The organism is Pseudomonas viciae (genome assembly GCF_004786035.1).
Classification (GTDB): Bacteria; Pseudomonadota; Gammaproteobacteria; order Pseudomonadales; family Pseudomonadaceae; genus Aquipseudomonas; species Aquipseudomonas viciae.
In genome coordinates this window covers 2,682,234-2,702,623 of the sequence record NZ_CP035088.1, presented here as the reverse complement: position 1 = coordinate 2,702,623, position 20,390 = coordinate 2,682,234, and the positions used below count along the sequence as shown (strand labels likewise).

Here is a 20,390-nt window from a genome sequence, read left to right as displayed (position 1 = left end):
ATCATGACGGAAGAAGAATTTTTAAACGTTGTCTTGCAGGCGGCTGGCGTCCATCCGCAAGACTTCTCCGGCACACCCAGCCAGTTCAATAAAAGCTGGACTTCGAACGGCCCGTGGGAAAGCGCCGCCCAAGTTGAGATTTCCTACCACCTCCAACGTGGCTACGGGATCACTGCCAAGGTCAGGGAGATCAGTTACCCCTGGCCTTACAGCGCAGAGAAGGTGGATTTCTATTTCGTTCTTCTGGGAAAGAGTTTTGCAGTGGAGATCAAGGTAGAGAGCACAAACGGAGATTTCGGCGGTGCGAGCCTTCAGGAATCCATCACCCGGGATGTCAACAAGCTCCACGGGTTCAAGGCTGATAATCGCTGGGTCGTTGTCGTCGCTACAAGCCAGAAAAATCGTGAGTTGCTGGACAAGACATTGAACCGTGGTGATTCATGGGTCTTCGACGCCGAGGGGTCCTTTACCGCTTATCTCTGCAACATAGACACGTACCCTCATGGCCTTCCTATCAGTCGATCGAACGAATTAAGCGCGCCGTACAACTTCATCACCACTCATTACAGCTGACGCCTGTTTTTTTCTTGAAGTCGTGAGGCCTTTCAATGCCCCGCTCCACCGACAGCAACACCACGCTATCGCTCACCGCCACTACACTGTCGGCGCTGTACCCTGATTCGCTGTCCGGCGAAGAACGCCTCAATGCATTGGGCTCGCACCTCCTCAACGGCATCAACGACGGCGCTTCGTTGACCCTCACCACGGCCGTCGCCAGCCACGTCACCACGACGCTGCACAAGGATGCCCTACTGCGCCCCATGGACTTTCTGGTGGCCGAAATCCGCCAGCTCCCTGCCGATGCCACCGCCGAGCGCTATCAACTCTTGTTACGGCCCTGGCTGTGGTGGCTGAGCCTTGCCAGCAACAACCGCGTGTTCCAAAACCTCGCCACGTCGGACATCGTCACGACGATTTTCAAGGCCCATGGCTTCACCGATTTCCAGCTCAAACTCACCGGCAGCTACACGCCACGCGAATACTGCGTGCAGTACGGCGAAACCGATCTGGCCTTCGTCTCGCGCCTGCTGGAAGAGGACGGGATCTTCTGGTTCTTCACCCATGAGGACGGCACGCACACCCTGGTACTGGCCGACAGCAATGACGCCTTCGCGCCCATTCCCAATGGACCGACGGTGAACTATCTCGGGCAGAAGCTGGGTGAGCGGGAACTGCACGGCATCCGCAGCGGGCACGTGTGCCTGCAAGCGGTGGCTGGGGTTTATCAGGCAACCGACTACGAATTCACCACGCCGACGACATCGCTCTACAGCCAGGCCGAAGCCGTGGCCGGGCCAAGCTCGATGTATGAACATCCGGGCGGCTATACCGCCAAAGCCCAGGGCGATGGGTTGACCAAACAGCGGGTGGATGGCCTGCGCAGCCAGGAGAAGCGTTTTGTCGGCGAAAGCGACTGCCGTTGGCTGGTGCCGGGGTATTGGTTCACCCTCGCCGGCCATGAAGACACGACGCTGAATATCGATTGGGTGGTGACCTCGGTCAGCCATGAAGCCAGCCATGACAGCTACCGCAACCGCTTCGAAGCGATCCCCAAGGCCACCCCTTATCGACCGGCGCGCACCACGCCAAAACCGCGCATGCACACCCAGACGGCGCTGGTGGTGGGCAAGGCCGGTGAAGAGATCTGGACCGATGAGTATGGGCGGATCAAATTGCAGTTCCCCTGGGACCGCACCGGCAAGAACGACGAAACCTCGTCCTGCTGGGTGCGCGTTGTGTTGCCCTGGAGCGGCAAGGGTTTTGGCATGCAGTTCGTGCCGCGCATCGGCCAGGAAGTCATCGTCACGTTCATCGATGGCGACCCGGACCGGCCGCTGGTGACCGGTTGCGTCTACAACGGCGACAACGCCCTGCCCTACGCGTTGCCGGCGAACCAGACCCAGTCCGGGATCAAGACCAACTCGTCCAAGGGTGGCGGCGGTTTCAACGAGTTGCGTTTCGAAGACAAGAAGGACGCTGAGGAAGTGTTTCTCCAGGCCCAGAAAGACTTCAACATCAACGTGCTCAACGACACCACCGCGACGGTCGGTCACGATGAAACCCTCACGGTGCAGAACGCTCGCACCCGCACGGTCAAGGACGGCGACGAGACCATCACCCTGGAGAAAGGCAAGCGTAGCGTGACCCTCCAGACCGGCAGCGACAGCCTCGATGTGAAAGACACCCGCACCGTGACCGTGGGCTCGGACCAGAACCACAGCACCGGCGGCAACTACGCGCACAAGGTCACCGGTAACTATGACCTGACGGTGGACGGCAACCTGACCATCAAGGTCAGTGGCACCCTGACCCTGCAAAGCGGCGGCAGTTTCGCGATCAAGAGCGGCGCGGACCTGGCGGCCCAGGCCAGCACTTCCATCAGCCAGAAGGCCGGCACGGCGCTGAGCAACCAGGCCGGTACGTCGTTGGAAAACAAGGCCGGCACCACGCTGACCAACGACGCCGGCATCAGCCTGGTGAACAAGGCCGCCGCCGAACAGACCGTGGACGGCGGCGGCATGCTGACGATCAAGGGCGGCCTGGTGAAGGTCAACTGACAGGAGCGTGCCGATGGCCTCGAAAAAACTCGACGTGGAGCGTGGCGACAGCCAACTGAGCGGGCAACTGGTCGATGGTCGGCTCGACGGTCCACTGCAGATTGAAGAGGCGCAGCGCCCGCAGGCAAAACTCAACTACAGCCAGGGTGAACTGCAAGGCACCAGCACCTTGTATCACCCCAATGGAAGGGTCTCGGCAGTGATGCCGTTCGTCAAAGGCAAGTTGCAGGGCGTGGCGAGTTTCTATGCCGCCGAAGGTGGGTTGCAGCGCCAGGCCACGTATCGCAATGGCTTGCTGCACGGTGAGGCCAACAACTACTTCCCTGACGGGCAACTGGCCGAGGCCGAGTTCTATCGCGACGGCGTGCGCGACGGCCGTTATCGCCGCCTGCATCCCAACGGCAACCCGGCGGTCGAAGCCCGCTACCTCAACGGCCAACTGCTGGAGCCGGCCCACGCCTACGCCGAAGACGGCCGGCCGCTGGACGCCGAGGGTAAACCGATCTCCCGGGTGCGCTGGTGGTTCAGGCGCTGGAATGATCCAGCACAGGCCTGACCACCCCGTCCAGCCTGTGGGAGCGAGCTTGCTCGCGATGACGGTTTCACAGTCAACATCACCGCCAACTGACCCTCCGCTATCGCGAGCGCTCCCACAGGGGATTTGAGGTGGACAGCAATCCCGGGCCACCTCACAACCATCAAGGGATAAGCATCTGCACCTGCCCCGGCACGACGATCTTGATCACTCCGGCCCAGGTACACATCAAGGTGCTATTGGCGTCGATAGCCGGCATGTTGCCCAGTAACAGGGTCGGTGCGCCGCCGGGGATCCAGGGGGTGGCGGTGGCGGGAATGCACGGCATGGGGGTCAGCACACCCAGTGCCGCAGCGGTCGCGGCGGCCACGGTCGGGTTGGCCAGGCTCTGGCACATGCCGAACGTGGTGATGTTCACCAGCGGAATGTGATCCATGATGTTCGCCGCCGGCATCCCACCGGTCAGCAGGCGATTGACCGGCAGCACATTGAGTACCGCCGGGGCCACGCCGAAGCTGCATTGCAGGGTGGCGGTGCCACAGACTTGCGGACATCCCATCGCGGTTACCTCCTTGAAAGCGACTGCCCCCCAAACCATAGCTCGCCCGCAACCACCGCGCATCAGGCCCGATGATTATCCTGCAACACGCTAACCTATAAGACCCTGGCGTGCTTGTGACGCCGCCCACGCGCCATTAGATTAGCCAATGATCGATGGCCTCCAAAATAAGCAGAAGGGATAAGCATGGCGTTTACTGATCAGTCCACCCGCGTGCGCGACGGTGAAGAACTCGATGCCAGTCTGATCGACCCATACCTCAAGGCCCACATTCCGGGCCTGACCGGCATGCCGCAGATCAGCCAGTTTCCCGGTGGCGCGTCGAACCTGACGTACCTGCTGGAATACCCCGAACAGGAATTCGTCCTGCGCCGTCCGCCATTCGGCCACAAGGCCAAATCGGCCCACGACATGGGCCGGGAGTTTCGCATCCTCAATCAATTGCGTGACGGTTTCCCGTACTGCCCAAAGGCTTACGTGCACTGCACCGACGAATCGGTGATGGGCGCCGAGTTCTACGTGATGGAACGGGTCAAGGGCATCATCCTGCGCTCCGAGTTGCCGCCGGAACTGGGTTTCGACGCCGCCCGTACCGAAACACTGTGCAAGAGCTTCATCGACCGGCTCGTCGAACTGCACCGGGTTGACTACCAGGCCTGTGGCCTGGCCGACCTGGGCAAGCCCGAAGGCTACGTGGCCCGGCAGATCCGTGGCTGGAGCGACCGTTACGAAAAAGCCCTGACTCCCGACGCGCCGAAGTGGGAAGCGGTCAAGGCCTGGCTCAACGACAAGATGCCCGCCGACCACCCGACTTCGAGCATCGTGCACAACGACTACCGGTTCGACAACGTCATTCTCGACCCGGACAACCCGATGCAGATCATCGGCGTGCTGGACTGGGAACTGACCACCATCGGCGACCCGTTGATGGACCTGGGCAACAGCCTCGCCTACTGGATCGAGGCCAACGACCCGGCGCCGGTGCAGTTGATGCGCCGCCAGCCAAGCCACGCGCCCGGCATGCTGACCCGCCGCGAGTTCGTCGATTACTACGCCGAGCGCGCCGGGATCCGCATCGACAACTTCGATTTCTATTACACCTACGGCCTGTTCCGCCTGGCCGGGATCGTCCAGCAGATCTACTACCGCTTCTTCCACGGCCAGACCCAGGACAAACGCTTCGCGCAGTTCGTTCAGATGAACAAACTGCTGGAGCAGATGAGCCTGCACGTCATCGGCAAATCCACGCTTTGAGCGCACCTATAACAAGGAAACAGCATGTCCAAGACTCAGTTGTTCGACCTCGACGGTAAAATCGCTTTCGTTTCCGGCGCCAGCCGTGGCATCGGCGAAGCCATCGCCAAACTGCTGGCCCAGCAAGGCGCCCACGTGATTGTGTCGAGCCGCAAGCTCGACGGTTGCCAGCATGTGGCCGACGCCATCATCGCCGCCGGCGGCAAGGCCACCGCCATTGCCTGCCACATCGGCGAAATGGAGCAGATCAGCCAGGTGTTCGCTGGCATCCGCGAGCAGTTCGGGCGCCTGGACATCCTGGTGAACAACGCCGCCACCAACCCGCAATTCTGCAACGTACTGGACACCGACCTGGGAGCGTTCCAGAAAACCGTCGACGTGAACATTCGCGGCTACTTCTTCATGTCGGTGGAAGCCGGCAAGCTGATGCGCGAGAACGGCGGCGGCAGCATCATCAACGTGGCGTCGATCAACGGCATCTCGCCGGGAATCTTCCAAGGCATCTATTCGGTGACCAAGGCCGCCGTGATCAACATGACCAAGGTGTTCGCCAAGGAATGCGCGCAGTTCGGCATCCGCTGCAACGCCCTGTTGCCGGGCCTGACCGACACCAAGTTCGCCTCGGCCCTGGTCAAGAACGACGCGATCCTGAAAACCGCCCTGGCGCAGATCCCGCTCAAGCGCGTGGCCGATCCGAGCGAGATGGCCGGCGCGGTGTTGTACCTGGCCAGTGATGCGTCGAGCTACACCACGGGTGTGGCGCTGAATGTGGATGGTGGGTTCCTGTCCTGATAGCGACACCCACCCTGTGGGAGCGGGCTTGCTCGCGAATGCGGTGGATCAGTTAATACCGTTGTGACTGACCCGGCGCATTCGCGAGCAAGCCCGCTCCCACAGGGAATAGCAGTGACTACAGAAATGAATATTTATTCCAATATTTGCAATTTGGGAATATTTATTCCATAAAGAGCCTTCCTGAAAATAACAATTCAAAGGGCTCTTTCTATGCGTGAACTCGGCATCGGTCTGATTGGCACCGGCTTCATGGGCCGTGCCCATGCCTTGGCGTTCCACAATGCCAAAGCGGTATTCGACTTCCCCCTGAACCTGACACTGGCGGCCCTGGCCGACGCCGATCCGCAGCGTGCCCGGCAATGCGCCCAGAGCTGGGGGTTCGCGACGGCCCATAGCGATTGGCAACAGCTGATCGACGACCCGAAGGTCAACCTGATCGCCATCACCACCCCCAACCATCTGCACTTCCCGATGGCCATGGCGGCCCTGGCGGCGGGCAAGCCGGTCTATTGTGAAAAACCCCTGGCGGTGTCCCTGGAGCAGGCCGAGCAGATGCAGCAGGCAGCCAAGGCCGCTGGCGTGGTCACACGGGTCGGCTACAACTATCAGCACAACCCGATCATCCAACTGGCACGGGACATGATCCAGCGCGGGGAACTGGGGCGGATCATCAGCTTCCAGGGTGAATTCAGCGAAGACTTCATGGCCGATCCGACCTCGCCCTGGTCATGGCGCTGCGAAGCGGCCCACGCTGGTGGTGCGCTGGCCGACCTGGGCAGTCACTTGCTGGCCATGGCCCGTCACCTGTTGGGCAATGTCGAAGCGGTGTGCGCCGACAGCCAGACCGTGCACAACCAACGCCCGGCCAGCGCGGGCAATCCCGAACAGCGCGCCATTGTGGTGGACGACCAGGTCCACGCCCTGCTGCGCTTCACTAACGGCGCCCGGGGCACAGTGAGCAGCAGTTGGCTCAAGCATGGCTACAAGAACCACCTGAGCTTCGAGATCAGCGGCACCCTCGGCACCCTGGCGTTCGATCAGGAGCGGCTCAATGAACTGCGCCTGTGCCGCATCGGCCAGCCGGGTTTCCAGCGATTGCTGGCCGGGCCGGACTTGCCGGGGTATGCCGCGTTCAGCCCGGCGGCCGGGCATCAGTTGGGGTACAACGAATTGAAGACTCTGGAGGTGCAGGAACTGCTCATGGCCCTTGCCGGCCAGGGTGGCAGCGGGACAGATTTTGCCGAGGCCTGGGAGGTGGAGCGGCTGGCGGCGGCGATTCGTGTGGCGGCGCGGGAACAGCGCTGGGTGAAAATCAGTGAATAGTCACTGCCCGCCGCTGATCCGCTTTTGTGGCGAGGGAGCTTGCTCCCTCGCCACGGGGGACGAGGTCAATCTGGGTGGTGGGTTTGCAACTCAACCAAGCGCGCCGCCAGCGCCTTGGCCTGGCTCGCCACGTCGGTCACCGCGGTGCTTTCCCACCACATTCCGCGCAGCGGCGGGCCCATCGCGAAAAGGCGCTCGGCGGGCTCGCCGTGGGCGTCCAGCACGGCCCCATCGGGACACGCGGCGATGCCCAGGGCCAATGGGCCGGGCTGGATCAGACCACGGGCCAGCAACTGCTGCGGCAACGGTCGCGCCACCCGGCGCCAGTCATATTCGATGCCGCTGGAGTTGATCAATGCCGCGCCCTGCACCACGGTCAGGCCAGCCTCGCCCCGTCGACGGATGTGAATCGCCAGTGTCCCCTCAGCAGAGGACGCCAGCCCGTTGAACGACGCCGCCCGGATCCGCAACCGCCCTTCTTCGTGCAGACGCGCCACCAGTTCGGCGCTCAACGGTGGCGAGCGATGGTGATGGCTCTCCCACCAGGGCCGTACGTGCCGGACGAACTGCCGGCGCTGCACATCGCTGGCCTGGCTCCACAAACGCCCGATGTGCGCGCGCACCGTGTCCAGCGGCGCCTGCCAATCAATGCCTTGGGCCAGGGCCTGGCGGCATTGCTGCCGCAAGGCCCGCATCAGTTGGCGCGGCGAACGCAGGCTGTGATCCTCGGCCAGGAAATCCACCCAGGCCGGCGGCTGGCGACGTACATGGGGCAGCAGGCCATGACGGGAAAACACTTCGATCGGCCCGCGATGCCCGGCCTGCTCCAGGGACACCACGGCGTCAACCATGGTCAGCCCCGAGCCGATGATCAACACGGTGGATTGCGGATCGAGCCGGCGCATCGCCGCCACATCCCAAGGGTCCAGGGCGGCGGCATTCAAGCCGCTGGATTCGGTTTGCGGGGTTCGCGCCGCCGGAAACATGCCGGTGGCCAGCACGGCGAAACGGCCACGCAAGACCTGGCCGTCATCCAGGGTCAGCATTACGGCATCGTCGACAACCCGCAGGTCCACGGCCTCCCCGCGCACGTGCTCGGCGGTCGAACCGTTTTGTACGCCCAACTCGCGAGCCTCGGCCAGGCGTTGCTGCGCATAAAGGCCAAACATCCCCCGGGGTGGGAACAGCTCGCTGATGGGCACCTGTTGCTGATCCGACTCGGGCCAGCCGCCGGCCTCGATGAACGCAGTGAGCCATTGGGTCAGGTCATCGGCGTTGTCCGGATCGACACTCATCCGCGCCGCGTTGCCATTCAAGGTATGGCCCAGTTCCACGGCACTGTAGGCTTCGCCCCGCCCCAGTTCGCTGCGCGGCTCGACGATCAACACCTCGCGTCGGCCCGGCAGGCGCAACAATTGCGCCGCCAGCATGGCACCGCTCAGGCCGCCGCCGATGATCAGGATGTCCGCCTCGCGGGTGACGCCATGCTCATGTCGATCCAGCGCTGTATCCATACCGCTCTCCAGGAATCAAATCACCACATTGCGGACGAATCTCGCCGCCACCGGCCCATCGTTGCGATAGGCATGGGGCTGGTTGCTGGCGAACATGAAAAACTCACCGGCGTCGATCCGGCGCTCTTCGCTGCCCAACAACAGGGTCAGGCAGCCTTCGAACACATAGAGCTGTTCGCTCCAACCCTCGGCGTCGGGTTCGGAAGGGTAATGCTCACCGGGCTCCAGGCGCCATTCCCAAAGTTCGACTTCGCGACTGGCAGTGGCTTTGGCCAGCAGCACGGCTTTGCTGCCGGGGATGGTGCCGGCCCAGGCCAACTCGTTGATGCGGCTCGGATCGCGGGCGTCGGGGGCCTGGATCAAGTCGCTGAAGGCCACGTTGAGGGCCTCGGCGACGCGGTCCAGGGTGGTCAGGCTGACGTTTTTTTCGCCGGCTTCGATGGCCACCAGCATTCGCCGGCTGACCCCGGACAGTTCCGCCAGCGCGGTCTGGCTGAGCTGCGCGACATGCCGCAGGCGGCGGACGTTCTGGCTGACGTGTTGCAGGACGGATGCCCGCTGGCCGTTTTCTTTGTGCACTATATTGCTCACATGCTAGGGCTGCGCATTATACTGCCCAACTTCGGGCGCATTGTGCGTCCGCCTCAAGTGGCGCGCAAGGTCATGACATCGGTGAACTCCCCTCAAGCTTCCTCCCGTTTCTCAAGGTTCAGCAAGGCCGAATGCGTGCTGGTGCTGATCACCATGATCTGGGGCGGGACTTTCTTGCTGGTGCAGCACGCCATGACCGTCAGCGGACCGATGTTTTTCGTGGGTTTGCGCTTTGCCGCCGCGGCGGGGTTTGTCGCGCTGTTCTCCTGGCGCCAGTTGCGGGAACTGACCTTGTTCGAGCTCAAGGCCGGGAGCTTCATCGGCGTGGCGATCATGCTCGGCTATGGCTTGCAAACGGTCGGCCTGCAAACCATCCCCAGCAGCCAGTCGGCGTTCATCACCGCGCTGTACGTACCCTTCGTGCCGCTGTTGCAGTGGCTGGTGCTGGGCCGCCGGCCTGGCTTGATGCCGAGCATCGGCATCATGCTGGCGTTCACCGGACTGATGCTGGTCTCGGGGCCGGCGGGCGCCTCGTTGAATTTCAGTGCCGGCGAGATCGCCACGCTGATCAGCGCCATCGCGATTGCCGCCGAGATCATCCTGATCAGCGCCTATGCCGGCCAGGTCGATGTGCGCCGGGTGACCGTGGTGCAACTGGCGAGCACGGCGGTACTGGCATTCTTGATGGTGGTGCCGACCCAGGAAGCCATCCCGGATTTTTCCTGGCTGCTGCTGGTCAGCGCCGTGGGCCTGGGGGCCGCCAGTGCAGCGATCCAGGTGGCGATGAACTGGGCGCAGAAAAGCGTCTCGCCAACCCGTGCCACGCTGATCTATGCCGGTGAGCCGGTGTGGGCCGGCATTGCCGGGCGCCTGGCGGGCGAGCGGCTGCCGGCGATTGCCTTGTTCGGCGCGGCGCTGATCGTCGCGGCAGTGATTGTCAGTGAGCTGAAGACCCGGAGCAAAGGTGAGGTCGAGGTGGATGAGGTGCTTGAGCGCGAGCAGTGAGGCCGTCGAGAAATCGTTGCCTTGCCTCCTCTTGCAGCCATGCAAAGTCAGAAAACTCCACCTGCTTTGTAGGATTCTGAGACAGCCTCGCGGTTGGTGATCCGGGATACGCCACGTATGATCCCTCACAAACTCCCGCCGAATAGAAGCCTATGTCACTGATAGTTCTATTGCTTTTACCCTTCATCGGCAGCTGTGTCGCGGCGCTGCTGCCGCATAACGCCCGTAACGCCGAATCGTTGCTGGCGGGCCTCGTGGCCCTGGTCGGCACCGTTCAGGTGGCCTTGCTGTACCCGCAGATCGCTGACGGCGGCGTGATCCGCGAAGAATATTCCTGGCTGCCCAGCCTGGGCCTGGATTTCGTGTTGCGCCTGGACGGTTTCGCCTGGCTGTTTTCGTTGCTGGTGCTGGGTATCGGCACGCTGGTGTCGCTGTACGCGCGCTATTACATGTCACCGGACGATCCGGTGCCGCGCTTCTTTGCCTTTTTCCTGGCGTTCATGGGCGCCATGCTCGGGCTGGTGATCTCCGGCAACCTGATCCAGATGGTGTTCTTCTGGGAGCTGACCAGCCTGTTCTCGTTCCTGCTGATCGGCTACTGGCACCACCGCGCCGACGCCCGGCGCGGTGCCTACATGGCCTTGATGGTGACCGGGGCCGGCGGGCTGTGCCTGTTGGCCGGAGTGATGCTGCTCGGCCATGTGGTGGGCAGCTATGACCTGGACAAGGTCCTGGCCGCCGGCGACCTGATCCGTGCCCATGCCCTCTACCCCACCCTGCTCTCGCTGACCCTGATCGGCGCCCTGAGCAAAAGCGCCCAGTTCCCCTTCCACTTCTGGCTGCCCCACGCCATGGCCGCGCCCACGCCGGTGTCGGCCTATTTGCACTCGGCGACCATGGTCAAGGCCGGGGTGTTCTTGCTGGCGCGGTTGTGGCCGGCGCTGTCGGGCAGTGAACAGTGGTTCTATATCGTCGGCGGCGCGGGGGCCTGCACCTTGTTGCTGGGCGCTTACTGCGCGATGTTCCAGAACGATCTCAAAGGGCTGCTGGCCTACTCCACCATCAGCCACCTCGGGCTGATCACCCTGCTGCTGGGCCTGAACAGCCCGCTGGCGGCGGTGGCGGCGGTGTTTCATATCCTCAACCACGCCACCTTCAAGGCCTCGCTGTTCATGGCCGCCGGGATCATCGACCACGAAAGCGGCACCCGCGACATTCGCAAGCTCAGCGGCCTGGTGCGGCTGATTCCGTTCACCGCGACCCTGGCGATGGTGGCCAGCGCGGCAATGGCCGGGGTGCCGCTGCTCAACGGCTTTCTGTCCAAGGAAATGTTCTTCGCCGAGACCGTGTTCATTTCCGCCACAGCCTGGGTCGAGCTGGCGCTGCCGATCATCGCCACCATCGCCGGGACCTTCAGCGTCGCCTACTCCCTGCGCTTCACCGTGGACGTGTTCTTCGGCCCCACCGCCACCGACCTGCCCCATACCCCCCACGAGCCGCCGCGCTGGATGCGCGCGCCGGTGGAGTTGCTGGTGTTCACCTGCCTGCTGGTGGGGATTTTCCCGGCCCAGGTGGTCGGCTCGTTGCTCGCTGCGGCGGCGTTGCCGGTGGTGGGCGGCACGCTGCCCGAGTACAGCCTGGCGATCTGGCATGGCCTGAACGCGCCAATGATCATGAGCCTGGTGGCGATGTCCGGCGGCATCGTGCTGTACCTGCTGTTGCGTAATCAGTTCAGGCAGGGGCACATCAAGCACCCACCGTTCATTGGCCGGCTCAGCGGCAAGCGGCTGTTCGAGCGCTGCCTGGTGCTGATGATGCGCCAGAGCCGGCGGCTGGAACGGCTGATCAGCACCCGCCGCCTGCAGGCCCAGTTGTTCTGGCTGGTGCTGGCTGCGGTGCTCGCCGGGTTGATCCCGATGCTGCACAGCACGCTGGTCTGGGGTGACCGGCCGAAGATCCCCGGCTCCATCGTGTTCGTCACCCTGTGGCTGCTGGCGATCGCCTGTGCCCTGGGTGCGGCCTGGCAGGCCAAGTACCACCGGCTCGCGGCCCTGACCATGGTCAGCGTCTGCGGCCTGATGACCTGCGTGACCTTCGTCTGGTTCTCCGCGCCCGACCTGGCCTTGACGCAACTGGTGGTGGAAGTGGTGACCACGGTGCTGATTCTGCTCGGCCTGCGCTGGCTGCCACGGCGGATCGAGGATGCCTCGCCCCGGCCCAATAGCGAACGGCGCGCGCGCATTCGACGCCTGCGGGACCTGCTGCTGTCCATCGCGGTGGGCAGCGGCATGGCGCTGTTGTCCTACGCGATGCTGACGCGCCAGACCCCCAACGACATTTCTTCGTTCTACTTGAGCCGGGCCCTGCCCGAAGGTGGCGGCAGTAACGTGGTGAACGTGATGCTGGTGGATTTCCGTGGCTTCGACACCCTGGGGGAAGTCACCGTGCTGGTGGCGGTGGCCCTGGCCGTGTTCGCCCTGCTGCGACGGTTCCGACCGCCGAAGGAAAGCATGCAACTGCCGGCGCAACAGCGTCTGCTGGCGCCGGACGTGGTCACCGACCTGGTCAACCCGCGCCATGCCAGCGACACCGCGCTAGGCTTCATGATGGTGCCGTCGGTGCTGGTGCGGCTGCTGCTGCCGATTGCGCTGGTGGTGTCGTTCTACCTGTTCATGCGCGGACACAACCAACCCGGCGGCGGTTTCGTCGCCGGGCTGGTGATGTCGGTGGCGTTCATCCTGCAATACATGGTCGCCGGCACCCAGTGGGTCGAGGCGCAAATGAGCCTGCGACCACTGCGTTGGATGGGCACTGGGCTGTTGTTCGCCACAGCCACGGGGCTTGGGGCGATGGTGGTGGGTTATCCGTTCCTGACCACCCACACCTGGCATTTCCACTTGCCGCTGCTGGGCGACATTCATCTGGCCAGCGCACTGTTCTTCGACATCGGCGTGTACGCCGTGGTGGTCGGCTCGACGCTGCTGATTCTCACCGCCCTGGCTCACCAGTCGGTACGTGCGCATAAACCGGGCCTGCAAGCCAAACCCGTCACCCAACCAGGAGCCACCGCCTGATGGAAGAAGTCATCGCAATCGCTATCGGCGTACTGGCCGCCTCCGGTGTCTGGCTGGTGTTGCGACCACGGACCTTCCAGGTGGTCATGGGCCTGTGCCTGCTGTCCTACGGGGTCAACCTGTTCATCTTCAGCATGGGCAGCCTGTTCATCGGCAAGGAGCCGATCATCAAGGACGGCGTGCCCCAGGACCTGTTGCACTACACCGATCCGCTGCCCCAGGCGCTGGTGCTGACCGCCATCGTCATCAGCTTCGCCATGACCGCGCTGTTCCTGGTGGTGCTGCTGGCGTCCCGGGGCCTGACCGGCACCGACCATGTGGACGGCCGGGAGCCCAAGGAATGATGTTGACGCCCCATCTGATCGCCGCGCCCATCCTGTTGCCGCTGCTGACCGCCGCGTTGATGCTGATGCTCGGTGAAAAGCACCGCCCACTCAAAGCGCGGATCAACCTGTTCTCCAGCCTGCTGGGCCTGGGCATCGCCGTGTTGCTGCTGCGCTGGACCCAGGACCAGGCCCTGCCCGCCTCCATCGGTGTGTACTTGCCCGGTAACTGGCAGGCGCCGTTCGGCATCGTCCTGGTGGTCGATCGTCTGTCAGCGCTGATGCTGGTGCTGACTGGCATCATCGGCGTCAGCGCCCTGCTCTTCGCCACGGCCCGCTGGGACCGCGCCGGTGCCAGTTTCCATGCGCTGTTCCAGATCCAGCTGATGGGCCTCTACGGCGCCTTCCTGACGGCGGACCTGTTCAACCTGTTCGTGTTCTTCGAGGTACTGCTGGCAGCTTCCTACGGTTTGATGCTGCACGGGTCAGGTCGGGCGCGGGTATCGTCGGGGCTGCATTACATTTCCATCAATCTGCTGGCCTCGTCGTTGTTCCTGATCGGCGCGGCGCTGATCTATGGCGTCACTGGCACGTTGAACATGGCCGACCTGGCCCTGAAAATCCCGCTGGTGCCGGAGGCCGACCGCGGCTTGCTGCACGCGGGGGCAGGCATTCTCGCGGTGGCGTTCCTGGCCAAGGCCGGCATGTGGCCGCTGAACTTCTGGCTGGTGCCGGCTTACAGTGCCGCCAGTGCGCCGGTGGCGGCGCTGTTTGCGATCATGACCAAGGTCGGCGTCTACACGATCCTGCGCCTGTGGACGTTGCTGTTCTCCGGCCAGGCCGGCGCCTCGGCGTATTTCGGCGCCGACTGGCTGGTCTACGGCGGCATGGCGACCATCGTCTGCGCCGCCATCGCCATTCTCGCGGCCCAGCGCCTGGAGCGCATGGCCAGTCTGAGTATCCTGGTCTCGGCCGGAATCTTGCTGTCGGCCATTGGTTTTGCCCAGCCGAACCTGGTGGGCGCGGCGCTGTTTTATCTGGTGAGCTCGACCCTGGCGCTTTGCGCGCTGTTCCTGCTGGCGGAGTTGGTCGAACGCTCGCGCTCGGCCAATGAAGCGGGCCTGGACGACGACTTCGACACGTTGCCGCGACCGCAGGAATCCCTGCAGCCGCCCAAGGGCATCAACCTCGATGACGAGCAGAAAGCCGTGGTCGGCCAAGTGATTCCCTGGACCATGGCCTTTCTCGGCTTGAGTTTCATCTTCTGCGCGCTATTGATTATCGGAATGCCGCCGCTCTCGGGGTTCATCGGCAAGCTGGGTCTGCTGAGCGCGTTGCTCAATCCCCAGGGGTTGGGGGCCAGCGCCGGGGCGCCGGTGTCGAATCAGGCGTGGAGCCTGTTGGCGTTGCTGATTCTGTCGGGGTTGGCCTCGTTGATCGCGTTCTCGCGCCTGGGCATCCAGCGCTTCTGGACGCCACAGGAACGACCGTCGCCGTTGCTGCGGCCGTTCGAATGCCTGCCGATCATCGTCCTGCTGGGCCTGGGCATCGCGCTGACCTTCAAGGCCGAGCCGTTGCTGCGCTATACCCAGTCCGCCGCCGATGCGCTGAACAACCCTGAACATTATGTGATGTCGGTTCTGGCCACCCGCGCCGTGCCCAACCCCCAGGCCAGCACCGCATTGCCGGAGGTGCAACCATGAAGCGCCTGTTTCCCGCTCCGTGGCTGTCCCTGGCGCTCTGGTTGCTGTGGCTGGTGCTGAACCTGTCCCTCAGCGCCGGGCACCTGCTGCTGGGGGCGGCGTTGGGCTTTCTCGCGCCGCTGATGATGCGCCCGCTGCGCCCACGGCCCATCCGTATCCGGCGACCGTGGGTGGTACTGCGCCTGTTCCTGTTGGTGGGCCGCGATGTACTCGCCTCGAACCTGGCGGTGGCCTGGGGTGTGTTGAACGCCGGGCGCCGCCCGCCTCGCTCGCAGTTCATCAAGGTGCCGCTGGACCTGCGCGATGCCAACGGCCTGGCAGCGCTGTCGATGATCACCACGGTGGTACCCGGGACAGTCTGGTCGGAACTGGCCCTGAATCGCAGCATCCTGCTGATGCATGTGTTCGACCTGCAAGACGAGGCGTCTTTCATCGCGCATTTCAAGGCCACCTACGAGCGCCCGTTGATGGAGATTTTCGAATGAGCCCGCTGCTGTCCAATGCGATCCTGTTGAGCCTGTTCCTGTTCTCCCTGGCGATGGTGTTGACCCTGTGGCGGCTGTTCAAGGGCCCGTCGGCCCAGGATCGGGTATTGGCCCTGGACTATCTGTACATCGTGGCGATGCTGATGATGTTGGTGCTGGGCATCCGTTATGCCAGTGACACCTATTTCGAGGCGGCGCTGCTGATCGCCCTGTTCGGCTTTGTCGGCTCGTTCGCCCTGGCCAAGTTCCTGCTGCGTGGCGAGGTAATCGAATGACCGGCGAACTGTCGATGTGGGTGGAAATCCCGGTGGCGATCCTGCTGGTGCTCGGCGGCCTCTTCGCCCTGGTCGGGGCAATCGGCCTGGTGCGTTTGAAGGACTATTTCCAGCGCATGCACCCACCGGCCCTGGCCTCTACACTGGGTGCCTGGAGCGTGGCACTGGCCTCGATCATTTATTTCTCGGCGCTCAAGTCCGGGCCAGTGTTGCATGCCTGGCTTATCCCGATCCTGCTGTCGATCACCGTACCGGTAACCACCCTGCTGCTGGCCCGGGCGGCGTTGTTTCGCAAGCGTATGGCGGGGGACGATGTGCCGGCGGAAGTGAGCAGCCGCCGAACCGACTGACAGGTATCTCGAGCCGGTACAGCTTTTGTGGCGAGGGAGCTTGCTCCCGCTGGGGTGCGCAGCAGCCCCGAGACCTGCCACCTCGGAGTGTCAGGCTGACATGTATTCAGCAGTTCTGGGCTGTCGATTTTAGTCGATAGCTGACCACCAGAACCTCCGTTACTTATAGGGATTGAGTCAGCGACAACACCTGAAATGGTAACAATGGATTCTTAATATTGGGGGCGGCGAAAATTTTTGCCGTGTACAGAGTCGGTCAATACCCCCTACCAAATGGACTTCCATGATCTATTCCGCCAGGATCTGCGGCATTTTGAGTTGTCTGCTGTGCAACTGCCTGTGGGCCGCTGCCAATCCATCCGACAAAACCGCAGATTTGCTAGGCATATACCAGCAAGCAGTTATCAACGATGCGACCTTGTCTGCATCCAGACATGCAGTCGCCGCACAGCGTGAAGCTGTTCCCCAGGCGCGCGCTGGCTTGCTCCCTACTCTCAGCGCGGGCGGCAATATTGAGTCCGTACGACTGGAGCGTGACGCCCCGACATTAACCCGAACTCGCAGTCAATCGGTCTTCCAGGCGAATTTGAATCAACCCATATTTCGACTCGATCGCTGGTTCGCTCTTGAGGCAGCTCAGGCCAGTACCAATCAGGCGGAGCTGGAGCATTCGGCCAAAGAGCAAGAGCTGATTCTAAAAGCTGCCCAAGCCTATTTTGATGTGTTGCGCACACGGGATTTACTGGCAGCGTCAAAGGCAGAGGAGTCGGCTCTTAAGCGACAACAGAAGCAAGCTCAGTCTCGTCTGGAAAATGGTGCCGCAAGTATCACAGACGTGCTAGACGCCCAAGCTGCATTTGATAATGCTCAGGCTAATCGCAAGCTGGCTGAACGCAAGGTTGACGACGCCTTCGAGGCCCTATCGCGTCTAACACGACAAGACTATTCGACGATCGAGGGTATCGAGCATCAGCTCCCTATTGAGACACCGCAGCCCAATGATGCCAATGCATGGGTAACCAATGCTGTACGGCAAAACCTTTCACTGCAGGCGAGCAGCTTTGCGGTCGCCGCCGCCGAGCACGTCCAACGTCAACGTAAAGCAGGTTTCGCACCGACCCTAGATGCGGTGGTGTCCTACCGCAGAGGTGACAACGACAGCTTCGGCTATAGCAATCCCACCGATTTCAATCGGTCCGATTATCAAGGTAATGTGGCGCAACGAAGTGTCGGAATTGAGTTGAATATCCCTTTGTACTCGGGCGGCTCAACACGCTCGCAAGTGCGAGAAACGACTGAGCGCCTGTCACAAAGCGAAGATGAGAGAGAAGACCTGCGCCGTGAGGTTGTGCAGAATGTGCGCAACCTGCACCGTGCGGTCAACTCGGATGTTGAACAAGTCATCGCCCGTCGGCAGACCATTCTGTCTACTCAGGCATCGGTAAAGGCCAGCCAGGTAGGTCGGGAACTGGGAACACGCAACACAGCCGACGTGCTCAACGCCCAACGCCAACTCTATAACGCCGTCAGGGAATACAACAATGCGCGTTATGACTACATCATCGACACATTAAAACTCAAGCAGACAGCCGGGACATTGAGCCCCGCCGACCTGTCGAGCTTGGCCATGTATATGACCAAAAGCTACAACGCCGATCGCGACTTTCTTCCGCCCGATGCCCGTAAGCCTTTTTAACAAAAGGCTAGACCAGCCCCGGCGGACGACCTATCGATAATTCGCAGGCGTCATAAAGCCATCATCTGTATGGCGTACACATCTATTAACGGATGGGTGAGATCCGACTCACCACAGACTTTTGTAGGCATGGACGCGAGATGAATGAACAACAAGCAAACGTTGATGCGCCAGTAGATACAGGCCTTATCTGCCTGGTCATGCTTGCTCGGTTGCACAACGTTGCTATCAGTGCTGAGCAACTGACTCATGAGTTTTGCAGCGAGGGCGGCCTTTTTAGCTCACGAGAGATGCTGCTAGCCGCTCAACGAGTAGGTCTTAAGGCCAAGTCCGTACAGACGACTGTAAGCCGTCTGGAACATACCCCTCTTCCCGCGATTGCCACTGATCATAACGGTGAGTTTTTCATTATCGCCAAGGTCGACCAAAGCAAAGCGGTTATCCATGACCCCCGTGTGGCACGAGCAGAGATCATAGCGCTGGAAACGTTGCAGGGACGGTGGTCGGGCACTTTGATCCTGGTACGCTCTGATGCGAACCTACAGCGTGAAAACTCCCGTTTCGACTTTACCTGGTTCATTCCTGCCATCGTCAAATATCGCAAGCTATTAGGCGAAGTACTGCTGGTCTCCTTTGTACTACAAGTGTTTGCATTGGTCACACCGCTGTTTTTTCAAGTGGTCATGGACAAAGTCCTGGTGCACCACGGGCTGACCACGTTGGACGTCGTCGCCATCGGTCTACTGGGGATCATGGTGTTTGAGTCCGCATTGAGTGGGCTGCGCACTTACCTATTCGCCCATACCGCCAGCCGTATCGACGTAGAACTAGGTTCGCGGTTGTTTCGTCATTTGTTGAACTTGCCCTTGGCGTATTTTCAGGCTCGACGTGTGGGGGATTCGGTAGCGCGTGTTCGTGAACTGGAAAACATCCGCAGCTTTCTTACCGGGAACGCTATCACCGTCGTTCTTGATGTGTTGTTCTCGGTAGTGTTCATCGTCGTGATGTTCTATTACAGCGCCTGGTTAACATTGATCGTCCTACTATCCCTGCCCCTGTATTTCCTGGTGTCTCTTATTGTGACCCCTCTGCTACGAGCTCGATTACAGGACAGTTTCAATCGTGGAGCCCAGAATCAGGCTTTTCTGGTGGAGACCGTGAATGGTATCGACACTCTAAAGTCCATGGCGGTTGAGCCTCAAGTGGCACGCAAATGGGAAGACCAGATTGCGGGATACGTTGCAGCGGGGTTCAAGACACAAAACCTATCGGCGATTGCCAATGAAAGCGTGTCTTTCATTGGCAAGCTAGTGACCGTCGCGACACTCTGGATGGGCGCGCGGTTGGTGATTGAGGGTCAATTGACGGTAGGTGCGCTAATTGCCTTCAACATGATGGCCGGTCGAGTATCCCAACCAATTATGCGTCTTGCCCAGCTATGGACCAGCTTCCAGCAAACCGGGGTGTCAGTGCAGCGTCTGGGGGACATCCTCAATACCCACACCGAGCTGTCCCAAACGGCGCGCAGCGCATTACCCTCACTTCAGGGTCACATCGAATTTGATCAAGTGCATTTCCGTTACCGCCTCGATGGATCAGAGGTTTTGCGAGGCGTCAGTGTGCAGATCCAGGCTGGCCAAGTAATTGGTGTCGTAGGTCGTTCAGGCTCAGGAAAAAGCACTCTGACACGCCTGTTACAGAGGCTTTATGTCCCGGAGCGTGGACGCGTGCTAGTTGATGGCATGGATCTGGCGCTGGCCGACGTGTCGTCATTACGCCGACAGATCGGCGTAGTACTTCAGGACAACATGCTGTTCAACCGCAGCATCCGTGAAAACATCGCATTGACTGACCCTGGCTGCCCACTAGAGAACGTCATGCATGCCGCCAAAATGGCCGGCGCGCACGAATTTATCCTCGAGCTACCGGAAGGCTACGACACTGAAGTCGGTGAACATGGTGCTTCGCTCTCCGGCGGCCAGCGGCAACGGATCGCTATTGCTCGGGCGTTGATCGGCAATCCACGCATTCTGATTTTCGACGAAGCCACCAGTGCTCTGGATTATGAATCAGAGCGGGTCATTCAACAGAACATGCAAAGTATTTGTGCTGGTCGCACGGTGATCATCATTGCCCACCGGCTGTCAGCAGTACGCGACGCCCACCGTATTCTTGTAGTGGATCGCGGGCAGATCGTTGAGCAAGGTACCCATCTCGAGTTGCTGGCCCACCAAGCGGGGCATTATTCACGCTTACACCGCATGCAGCAGAGTTGAGTGCAGGCAAGGAG

Annotated in this window: 18 protein-coding genes; 15 read left to right on the top strand and 3 right to left on the bottom strand. The window is 61.6% G+C overall.

Annotation, left to right across the window (positions count from 1 at the left end):
• The first annotated feature begins 3 nt into the window (after positions 1-3).
• From EPZ47_RS12420 to EPZ47_RS12410, 3 genes are read left to right on the top strand one after another with little or no spacing between them, the layout of a single operon-like run.
• Positions 4-573: a hypothetical protein gene (locus tag EPZ47_RS12420; RefSeq protein ID WP_135845032.1), complete on the top strand. Its 570-nt coding sequence runs from the start codon at positions 4-6 to the stop codon at positions 571-573.
• Between the two features lie 35 nt (positions 574-608).
• A complete protein-coding gene (gene tssI, locus EPZ47_RS12415) occupies positions 609-2,618 on the top strand; it encodes a type VI secretion system tip protein TssI/VgrG (protein ID WP_135845031.1) in 2,010 nt (669 codons plus the stop codon).
• Between the two features lie 13 nt (positions 2,619-2,631).
• Positions 2,632-3,174 (top strand): toxin-antitoxin system YwqK family antitoxin, encoded by a 543-nt coding sequence (locus tag EPZ47_RS12410; RefSeq protein WP_135845030.1) that lies wholly within the window; start codon positions 2,632-2,634, stop codon positions 3,172-3,174.
• Between the two features lie 142 nt (positions 3,175-3,316).
• Here EPZ47_RS12410 and EPZ47_RS12405 read toward each other — a convergent pair whose 3' ends face one another.
• Complete coding sequence (locus EPZ47_RS12405) at positions 3,317-3,712, bottom strand: DUF4280 domain-containing protein (protein ID WP_109755997.1); 396 nt, start codon at positions 3,710-3,712, stop codon at positions 3,317-3,319.
• A gap of 186 nt (positions 3,713-3,898) precedes the next feature.
• On the opposite strand from EPZ47_RS12405, the gene EPZ47_RS12400 reads away from it, so the two are divergent.
• The 3 genes from EPZ47_RS12400 (at position 3,899) to EPZ47_RS12390 (ending at position 7,084) form a co-directional block, all read left to right on the top strand.
• Positions 3,899-4,966 (top strand): phosphotransferase family protein, encoded by a 1,068-nt coding sequence (locus EPZ47_RS12400; protein WP_135845029.1) that lies wholly within the window; start codon positions 3,899-3,901, stop codon positions 4,964-4,966.
• Between the two features lie 24 nt (positions 4,967-4,990).
• Entirely contained in the window at positions 4,991-5,758 is a 768-nt protein-coding gene (locus EPZ47_RS12395; RefSeq protein ID WP_003180553.1) for an SDR family oxidoreductase, read from the top strand.
• A 213-nt stretch (positions 5,759-5,971) separates the two neighbouring features.
• The gene (locus tag EPZ47_RS12390) at positions 5,972-7,084 is read left to right on the top strand and encodes a Gfo/Idh/MocA family protein (protein ID WP_135845028.1); all 1,113 of its coding nucleotides are present in this window, start codon (positions 5,972-5,974) and stop codon (positions 7,082-7,084) included.
• Positions 7,085-7,149: 65 nt separating this feature from the next.
• Here EPZ47_RS12390 and EPZ47_RS12385 read toward each other — a convergent pair whose 3' ends face one another.
• Both EPZ47_RS12385 and EPZ47_RS12380 read right to left on the bottom strand, forming a co-directional pair.
• A complete protein-coding gene (locus EPZ47_RS12385; RefSeq protein ID WP_135845027.1) occupies positions 7,150-8,598 on the bottom strand; it encodes an FAD/NAD(P)-binding protein in 1,449 nt (482 codons plus the stop codon).
• 15 nt (positions 8,599-8,613) lie between these two features.
• Entirely contained in the window at positions 8,614-9,177 is a 564-nt protein-coding gene (locus EPZ47_RS12380; RefSeq protein ID WP_135845026.1) for a helix-turn-helix domain-containing protein, read from the bottom strand.
• Between the two features lie 12 nt (positions 9,178-9,189).
• Here EPZ47_RS12380 and EPZ47_RS12375 point away from each other — a divergent pair, with 12 nt between their 5' ends.
• From EPZ47_RS12375 to EPZ47_RS12335, 9 genes are all read left to right on the top strand, one after another.
• The gene (locus EPZ47_RS12375; protein ID WP_178084309.1) at positions 9,190-10,194 is read left to right on the top strand and encodes a DMT family transporter; all 1,005 of its coding nucleotides are present in this window, start codon (positions 9,190-9,192) and stop codon (positions 10,192-10,194) included.
• Positions 10,195-10,346: 152 nt separating this feature from the next.
• Positions 10,347-13,268, top strand: a complete 2,922-nt coding sequence (locus EPZ47_RS12370; RefSeq protein ID WP_135845024.1) for a monovalent cation/H+ antiporter subunit A — start codon at positions 10,347-10,349, stop codon at positions 13,266-13,268.
• Positions 13,268-13,612, top strand: coding sequence for a Na+/H+ antiporter subunit C (locus EPZ47_RS12365; RefSeq protein WP_003202835.1), 345 nt, complete (start codon positions 13,268-13,270; stop codon positions 13,610-13,612). The genes EPZ47_RS12370 and EPZ47_RS12365 overlap by 1 nt, the downstream gene beginning before the upstream one ends.
• A complete protein-coding gene (locus tag EPZ47_RS12360; protein ID WP_135845023.1) occupies positions 13,609-15,294 on the top strand; it encodes a monovalent cation/H+ antiporter subunit D in 1,686 nt (561 codons plus the stop codon). The genes EPZ47_RS12365 and EPZ47_RS12360 overlap by 4 nt, the downstream gene beginning before the upstream one ends.
• Positions 15,291-15,779 (top strand): Na+/H+ antiporter subunit E, encoded by a 489-nt coding sequence (locus EPZ47_RS12355; protein WP_135845022.1) that lies wholly within the window; start codon positions 15,291-15,293, stop codon positions 15,777-15,779. The genes EPZ47_RS12360 and EPZ47_RS12355 overlap by 4 nt, the downstream gene beginning before the upstream one ends.
• Positions 15,776-16,054: a K+/H+ antiporter subunit F gene (locus tag EPZ47_RS12350; RefSeq protein WP_003202841.1), complete on the top strand. Its 279-nt coding sequence runs from the start codon at positions 15,776-15,778 to the stop codon at positions 16,052-16,054. The genes EPZ47_RS12355 and EPZ47_RS12350 overlap by 4 nt, the downstream gene beginning before the upstream one ends.
• Positions 16,051-16,404 (top strand): Na+/H+ antiporter subunit G, encoded by a 354-nt coding sequence (locus EPZ47_RS12345; protein ID WP_135845021.1) that lies wholly within the window; start codon positions 16,051-16,053, stop codon positions 16,402-16,404. Before EPZ47_RS12350 ends, EPZ47_RS12345 begins: the two co-directional genes overlap by 4 nt.
• A gap of 283 nt (positions 16,405-16,687) precedes the next feature.
• Positions 16,688-18,100, top strand: coding sequence for a TolC family outer membrane protein (locus tag EPZ47_RS12340; protein WP_135845020.1), 1,413 nt, complete (start codon positions 16,688-16,690; stop codon positions 18,098-18,100).
• 140 nt (positions 18,101-18,240) lie between these two features.
• Positions 18,241-20,376, top strand: a complete 2,136-nt coding sequence (locus EPZ47_RS12335; RefSeq protein WP_135845019.1) for a type I secretion system permease/ATPase — start codon at positions 18,241-18,243, stop codon at positions 20,374-20,376.
• The last annotated feature ends 14 nt before the right edge of the window (positions 20,377-20,390 follow it).

Bases quoted from the DNA above. Each gene is read 5' to 3' on its own strand.
- EPZ47_RS12355 (WP_135845022.1), top strand. From the start codon at position 15,291: ATGAAGCGCCTGTTTCCCGCTCCGTGGCTGTCCCTGGCGCTCTGGTTG.
- EPZ47_RS12350 (WP_003202841.1), top strand. From the start codon at position 15,776: ATGAGCCCGCTGCTGTCCAATGCGATCCTGTTGAGCCTGTTCCTGTTC.
- EPZ47_RS12400 (WP_135845029.1), top strand. From the start codon at position 3,899: ATGGCGTTTACTGATCAGTCCACCCGCGTGCGCGACGGTGAAGAACTC.
- tssI (WP_135845031.1), top strand. From the start codon at position 609: ATGCCCCGCTCCACCGACAGCAACACCACGCTATCGCTCACCGCCACT.
- EPZ47_RS12420 (WP_135845032.1), top strand. From the start codon at position 4: ATGACGGAAGAAGAATTTTTAAACGTTGTCTTGCAGGCGGCTGGCGTC.
- EPZ47_RS12395 (WP_003180553.1), top strand. From the start codon at position 4,991: ATGTCCAAGACTCAGTTGTTCGACCTCGACGGTAAAATCGCTTTCGTT.
- EPZ47_RS12370 (WP_135845024.1), top strand. From the start codon at position 10,347: ATGTCACTGATAGTTCTATTGCTTTTACCCTTCATCGGCAGCTGTGTC.
- EPZ47_RS12405 (WP_109755997.1), bottom strand. From the start codon at position 3,712: ATGGGATGTCCGCAAGTCTGTGGCACCGCCACCCTGCAATGCAGCTTC.
- EPZ47_RS12360 (WP_135845023.1), top strand. From the start codon at position 13,609: ATGATGTTGACGCCCCATCTGATCGCCGCGCCCATCCTGTTGCCGCTG.
- EPZ47_RS12335 (WP_135845019.1), top strand. From the start codon at position 18,241: ATGAATGAACAACAAGCAAACGTTGATGCGCCAGTAGATACAGGCCTT.
- EPZ47_RS12365 (WP_003202835.1), top strand. From the start codon at position 13,268: ATGGAAGAAGTCATCGCAATCGCTATCGGCGTACTGGCCGCCTCCGGT.
- EPZ47_RS12375 (WP_178084309.1), top strand. From the start codon at position 9,190: ATGCTAGGGCTGCGCATTATACTGCCCAACTTCGGGCGCATTGTGCGT.
- EPZ47_RS12385 (WP_135845027.1), bottom strand. From the start codon at position 8,598: ATGGATACAGCGCTGGATCGACATGAGCATGGCGTCACCCGCGAGGCG.
- EPZ47_RS12390 (WP_135845028.1), top strand. From the start codon at position 5,972: ATGCGTGAACTCGGCATCGGTCTGATTGGCACCGGCTTCATGGGCCGT.
- EPZ47_RS12345 (WP_135845021.1), top strand. From the start codon at position 16,051: ATGACCGGCGAACTGTCGATGTGGGTGGAAATCCCGGTGGCGATCCTG.
- EPZ47_RS12410 (WP_135845030.1), top strand. From the start codon at position 2,632: ATGGCCTCGAAAAAACTCGACGTGGAGCGTGGCGACAGCCAACTGAGC.
- EPZ47_RS12340 (WP_135845020.1), top strand. From the start codon at position 16,688: ATGATCTATTCCGCCAGGATCTGCGGCATTTTGAGTTGTCTGCTGTGC.